The 5,195-nt window shown below is 72.1% G+C and carries 5 protein-coding genes and 1 pseudogene; 3 read left to right on the top strand and 3 right to left on the bottom strand.

What is annotated here, in order from left to right; all coding sequences use genetic code 11:
• Positions 1-141: 141 nt before the first annotated feature.
• From FV230_RS24175 to FV230_RS24185, 3 genes are all read left to right on the top strand, one after another.
• Positions 142-1,242, top strand: coding sequence for a glycosyltransferase (locus FV230_RS24175; RefSeq protein ID WP_147844206.1), 1,101 nt, complete (start codon positions 142-144; stop codon positions 1,240-1,242).
• Between the two features lie 262 nt (positions 1,243-1,504).
• Entirely contained in the window at positions 1,505-2,989 is a 1,485-nt protein-coding gene (locus tag FV230_RS24180) for a GumC family protein (RefSeq protein ID WP_147844207.1), read from the top strand.
• On the top strand, positions 2,982-3,914 hold the full coding sequence (locus tag FV230_RS24185) for a WecB/TagA/CpsF family glycosyltransferase (RefSeq protein WP_246694981.1): 933 nt from the start codon (positions 2,982-2,984) through the stop codon (positions 3,912-3,914). Before FV230_RS24180 ends, FV230_RS24185 begins: the two co-directional genes overlap by 8 nt.
• Before the next feature lie 25 nt (positions 3,915-3,939).
• Here FV230_RS24185 and FV230_RS24190 read toward each other — a convergent pair whose 3' ends face one another.
• The 3 genes and pseudogenes from FV230_RS24190 to FV230_RS24200 form a co-directional block, all read right to left on the bottom strand.
• Entirely contained in the window at positions 3,940-4,512 is a 573-nt protein-coding gene (locus FV230_RS24190) for an NUDIX hydrolase (protein ID WP_147844208.1), read from the bottom strand.
• 55 nt (positions 4,513-4,567) lie between these two features.
• The gene (locus FV230_RS24195) at positions 4,568-4,843 is read right to left on the bottom strand and encodes a sulfurtransferase TusA family protein (RefSeq protein WP_147844209.1); all 276 of its coding nucleotides are present in this window, start codon (positions 4,841-4,843) and stop codon (positions 4,568-4,570) included.
• A gap of 131 nt (positions 4,844-4,974) precedes the next feature.
• Positions 4,975-5,195 (bottom strand): annotated as a pseudogene (locus FV230_RS24200) (glutamate--cysteine ligase); the annotation flags it as partial.

A 5,195-nucleotide genomic window follows, 5' to 3' on the forward strand; every position in this document is an offset into this window, starting at 1 on the left:
ACCCCCACAGCGGAAGTCCCGGGGGGTCGGACTTGTGTAAAACCCACATAAGCAGCGCCTGCTCGGGCGCCGCCTGCCGCCCTGGGCGCGGCGCGGCCTGTACTGGGCCGTCCGGCTTCGATCGCTCGGCGGAGCCCGGTGATGCGCGGCCCGATCTACCTCGACCAGACCCATGTCCGCGGCCACGTCACCGGCATCGAGCGGGTGGCGCTCGACCAGTTCACGCCGGCGATGCTCGGCGGCGCGGTCCGGCCCCTGCGCAGCCGCAGCATCCCGGGGATGATCCTCGCGCAGCAGCTCGGCCTGCCGCTTCGCGCGGCGCGGGAGCCCGAGGCGCAGTTCGTGATGGCCGGCTTTCCCCCCGGCCCACTGATGGCGCCGTTCGCGGAGCGCTGCATCCTCTGCATCTACGACACCTTCCTCCTCGACCGGCCGGAGGATCTCGCCTGGAAGAGCCGGCTCTACATGGCGCCGGCGTTCCGCTACGCGATGCGCTGGGGTCGGCGCTTCCTGGTGATCTCGCGCAAGACCGGCGCGGATTTGCGCCGCCACTGCGCCGACGACGCCCTCGTCGCCCTGCTGCGGCCGGCGGTGCGCGACGTGTTCGGCCTCGACGGGCTCCCCGGCCCCGCCGCCTACCGGCCCGAGGCGCCGCTGCGCATGCTGGCGATCGGCACGATCGAGCCGCGCAAGGATTACCCGGCGGCGATCGCGCTCGCGGCGGCTCTGAACCGCGCCGGCGTGCCGGCCGAGCTGCACATCGTCGGCCGCCTTGGCTGGGGCCGGCACGCCTTCCTCGACGATCCGCCGCCGTTCCTCACCTGGCACGGCTATGTCGGCGACGATGCGCTGCGCACCCTCGCCGCCAGCGCCCACCTTCTGCTCTCGACTTCGAAGGCCGAAGGCCTCGGCCTGCCCCTGCTCGAGATCCAGCATGGCGGCCTGCCGGTGGTCGCCCCCGACGACGCGGTGTTCCGCGAGGTGCTCGGCGAATCCGGCTTGTTCCTCCGCCCGGGCGATCCCGAGGGCGCCGCCTCGGCGCTGATCCAGGCCGTCCGGTCCGGCCGCTTGGCGGAAGCCGCGGCCGACGCGCGGGCAAACGTCGCACGATGGAATTGCTTGGCCGCGCGCGACGCGGAGGCGTTCCGCGGCTACCTCGCCGAGGGCGTGTCGGCCTACGGGCCAGACAACCTCGTCGCGCCCGATGGGGTCGCGCCCGATCCGGTTATCCCCAAGCGGTGAGGCGGACTACGTATTGAACGTCGCGCCGGCAGATCGTTAAGCATGCCACGCTGTCTCGTCTTGAAGAAACGTCGTTCGCCCCTGTTTCCAAGGCATTGGGAAAGATTTTGCGGCAATCAGAGAGCGCAACCTGCGGTCCGCAGATTGCTGAGACGTCATCGAACACCGCCATCGCCGGGCGCTTCCGGTTCAAGGTGGCACGGGAACGCTCCGAAACGGGATCGTTCCTGGAAACCGTCGGGCAGGTGAGGGACAGAGACCGATGTTCGATTTCTCGACCCCCGTCCGCGGCGAGCCCGTGGAGGTGACGCTGCCGCCGCGCTTCTCCGATCGGGCCGACACGGGCACGATCCTCCGCCGCCTGTGGCGCGGAGCGAGCTTCATCGTGCTGGGCGGCCTGTTCATGGTCGCCGCCGCCGTCGCGCTGCTCGGGCTGCTGACCCCGGTCTACACCTCCAGCATCCAGATCCTGGTCGATCCCTCCGATCTCCGCGTCGTCGACAACGACGTCAGCGCCCGCACGCCTCAGGCCGACAGCGGCGTGTCGCTCGCCGAGAGCCAGACCAAGGTGATCCAGTCGGACAACGTCCTGCGGCGCACGGTCGAGAAGCTCGACCTCGATCGCGACGACGAGTTCGCCAAGCCCGAGTCCGACAACCCGACGATCGTCTGGCTGCGCACGGCGCTCGGCATGCTGCCGCCGCCCGGCAGCCGCGACCCGGTCAACGTCGCCGTCGACACCCTGCAGACCAAGCTGACCGTGCGCCGGGCCGAGCGCACCTTCGTGATCGACGTGCTGGTGCAGTCGCGCGATCCAGAGAAGGCGGCGAAGATCGCCAACGCCATCGGCGACGCCTACTTCGCCGAGGAGGCCAGCGCCCGCACCGAAGCCGCGCGCCGCGCCTCGGACGCCCTCAACGGCCGCCTGTCGAGCCTGCGCCGCGACGTCGAGCTCGCCGAGGGCAAGCTCCTGAAGTACCGCGAGGATAACAACCTCGTCGCGTCGAGCGGTCGCCTGCTGACCGACCAGCAGCTCGGCGACCTCAACCAGCAGCTCGTCACGGCCCAGATCAAGACCGCGGAATCGCGCTCGCGCCTCGAGCAGGCGCGCAAGATGAAGGCCGGCGACGCCAGCACGGCGCTGCCGGAGATGCTGCAATCGCTCGAGATGCAGGCGCTCCGCCAGCAATACGCGACGCTCTCGCGCAACACCGCCGAGCTCGCGACTCGCCTCGGCGAGCGTCACCCGGCGATGGCCGAGCAGTACGCCCAGCAGCGCGACCTCCAGCGCCTGATCCAGCGCGAGAAGGAGCGGATCATCGAGACGACGCAGAAGGACTACGATCGCGCGGCGGCGAGCGAAACGGCGATCCGCAAGAGCCTCGACCGGGCCAAGGCGGAGACCGTCACCAGCGATCGCGCCAATGTCGGCCTGCGCGAGCTGGAGCGGACGCTCGAATCCCGCCGCGGCGTGTACGAGACCTATCTTCGCCGTTCGCGCGAGGCGAGCGAGCAGGAGCGCCTGAACAGCATCAACGTCCGCATCATCTCGCCGGCGGTCCCCGCCCGCACCCGGACCTGGCCGCCCTCGCCCAAGGTGGTGCTGCCGCTGGCCCTGCTCGTCGGGATGATGCTGGGCGTGGCCATCGCGCTGTCGCTCGGCGCCGCCCGCGACCGTCGCAACGACCGCAACGAGCGCCGCGCCGCGACCGTGCCGCCCCGGAGCTTCCGAGCTGCCGATGCTTGAGGCGGGACAGGCGCAGGCCGAGGAGGACGGCGCGGTGAAGGTCGCCGGCTTCGCCATTCACCCCGCGATGCCGCGGCCCCGGGCCGTCCGCGGGACGAGCCCTCGCCTCGAACCCGGCCATGCGGCCGGCGCCACGCCGGAAACCCCCTTAAATCGCCGCAGCGAGGCCGGCAGCGCCTGGCGCGTGCGGATGTTCGGCCACGACTTCGCCGCCGGTCCCGCAGCCGGGATCCTCGCCGCCTCGGCGATGCAGCCGTCGGCCGGGCCGCGCCTCGTCGTCACCGCCAACATCGACCACATCGTCCTGCTCTCGGAGAACGCCGCCTTCCGGCAGGCCTATGCCGGCGCCGTCGCGCGGACGCTGGACGGCACGCCACTGGTCTGGCTCGCGCGGCTGCGCGGCCAGCCGGCCGCCCGCGTCACCGGGCACGACCTCCTCGCGCACGCGCTGTTCGCCCGGCCGGTCGAAGGCCGCCGCGTCTTCCTCGTCTGCTCGCGGGACGCGGTCGCCGAGGCGATCCGCGACCGGCTCAAGCGGTCCGGCTATGACGCGGATGCCGTCGCGACCTGCGTGCCGCCCTTCGGCTTCGACGACGACGCGGAGTACGGTCGCGCGCTGTCGGCCCGCATCCGCGAGCACGGCACCACCCTGCTGGTCATGGGCGTCGGCGCGCCGCGCTCGGAGGTCTGGGTGACGCGCCAGGGTGCAGCCCTCGGCACGCCGCTCGTGCTGGCGGTGGGCGAGGCGGTCAACGTCGCCGCCGGGCTGGTGCCGCGGGCGCCAGTGATGCTGCAGCGTGCCGGGCTCGAATGGGCGTTCCGGTTCGCCTTCGCGCCGCGACGGCTGTTCCGGCGCTACTTCGTACGGTCGTGGCGCTTCCTCGCGCTCCTGCGCGGCGAGATCGGGAACCGGGACGCGGCCTGACGCGCCGCTTCGCGGCTCCGCGGGTTCAGGCGGACGCGAACAGGTGCGGGTGCCGCAGGCGCAGCGCGAAGACCAGGGTCAGCGTCTTCATGTCCGCGATCTCGCCGGCGTCGCTGCGGCGGGCGAGGTCGTCGAGCGCCACCTCGTGGACGGTGATCGCCTCGTTCTCCTCGGCGAGCCCGCCGCCCGGTCCCGACCGGTCGGCCGCGCCGAAGGGGGCGAGGAACAGGTCCATCCGCTCGGTCGAGATGCCCGGCGCGGTCCAGGCGCTGACCACCCGCTCGAGCACGTTCAGGTCGACGCCGGTCTCCTCGTAGGCTTCGCGGCGGGCGCCGTCCTCCGGGTCGCCCTCGTCGAGGATGCCCGCCGGGGTCTCGAGCATGTCCAGCGGGCCCTCGGCGAAGAACACCGGGGCGCGGAACTGCGAGACCAGGAGCGCGACGCGGCGCGTCGGATCGTAGGGCAGCACCGCCACCGCGCGACCGTGATCCTCGATCTCGCGGGTGATGCGGGTGCCATCCGGCATCGTCACCTCGGCGACGAGGAACCGGGCCCAGCCGTCATGAACGAGGCGTGTCCCGCGGATGATGGGTACCATGCCTGTGGATCTTCCTGCCCGAGTCGCGTCGAGGCCGTTCTAGGCAGGCGATCGTTCAGGAATGAGGCGGCTTCGCGGAGTCTCCGGGGCAGGTGTCGGGGCCGCGGCGGATCGAGAACCGGGTCGCCGTGCCGATCCGGTCCCAGGCTTCGAGGGTGTCACCCTCCTCGCGCACGAGGTTCGGGATGTCGAGGCAGGCCAGCGGATCGGTGCAGGTCACCCGCAGCAGCGTGCCCGGCGGCAGGCGGCGCAGCGCCTTGCGCGTCCGCAGCACCGGAAGCGGGCACTTGAGGCCGGCGAGATCGAGGTCGATCGGTGGTGCGTCCGGCATGCGAGAACCCCGGCGACGGGGCCGCCGTCGCCGGGGTCGATAGACCGGATCGATGCAGCTTGTCAGCCGGGCGAAGCGGCCGGCCGTGACCCTAGCGCGTGACGAGGAAGCGGTGCGGGTCGCCCTCCCGATTACGGGAACCGGCAATGGGTGAAGGCGGGGTCGACCGAGCGCTTCCACGATCCCTCGTAGTCGGCGAGGCGGTCCTCGGCATGCGAGCGCCCGGCCGCCACGATCGCCTCCAGCGGCTGCAGGTAGATCGTCTCGTCCCGTCCCGAGCCGTCGCGGCGGGCACGCGCCTTGAGGCCGGCCCGCGCGATGGCGAGCGCCTCGGCCGCGACCGCGCCCAGGC

Source organism: Methylobacterium sp. WL6 (assembly GCF_008040095.1).
GTDB lineage: Bacteria > Pseudomonadota > Alphaproteobacteria > Rhizobiales > Beijerinckiaceae > Methylobacterium.

Coding starts and splice junctions, on each gene's coding strand:
- FV230_RS24175 (WP_147844206.1), top strand. CDS start 142: ATGCGCGGCCCGATCTACCTCGACCAGACCCATGTCCGCGGCCACGTC.
- FV230_RS24180 (WP_147844207.1), top strand. CDS start 1,505: ATGTTCGATTTCTCGACCCCCGTCCGCGGCGAGCCCGTGGAGGTGACG.
- FV230_RS24185 (WP_246694981.1), top strand. CDS start 2,982: ATGCTTGAGGCGGGACAGGCGCAGGCCGAGGAGGACGGCGCGGTGAAG.
- FV230_RS24190 (WP_147844208.1), bottom strand. CDS start 4,512: ATGGTACCCATCATCCGCGGGACACGCCTCGTTCATGACGGCTGGGCC.
- FV230_RS24195 (WP_147844209.1), bottom strand. CDS start 4,843: ATGCCGGACGCACCACCGATCGACCTCGATCTCGCCGGCCTCAAGTGC.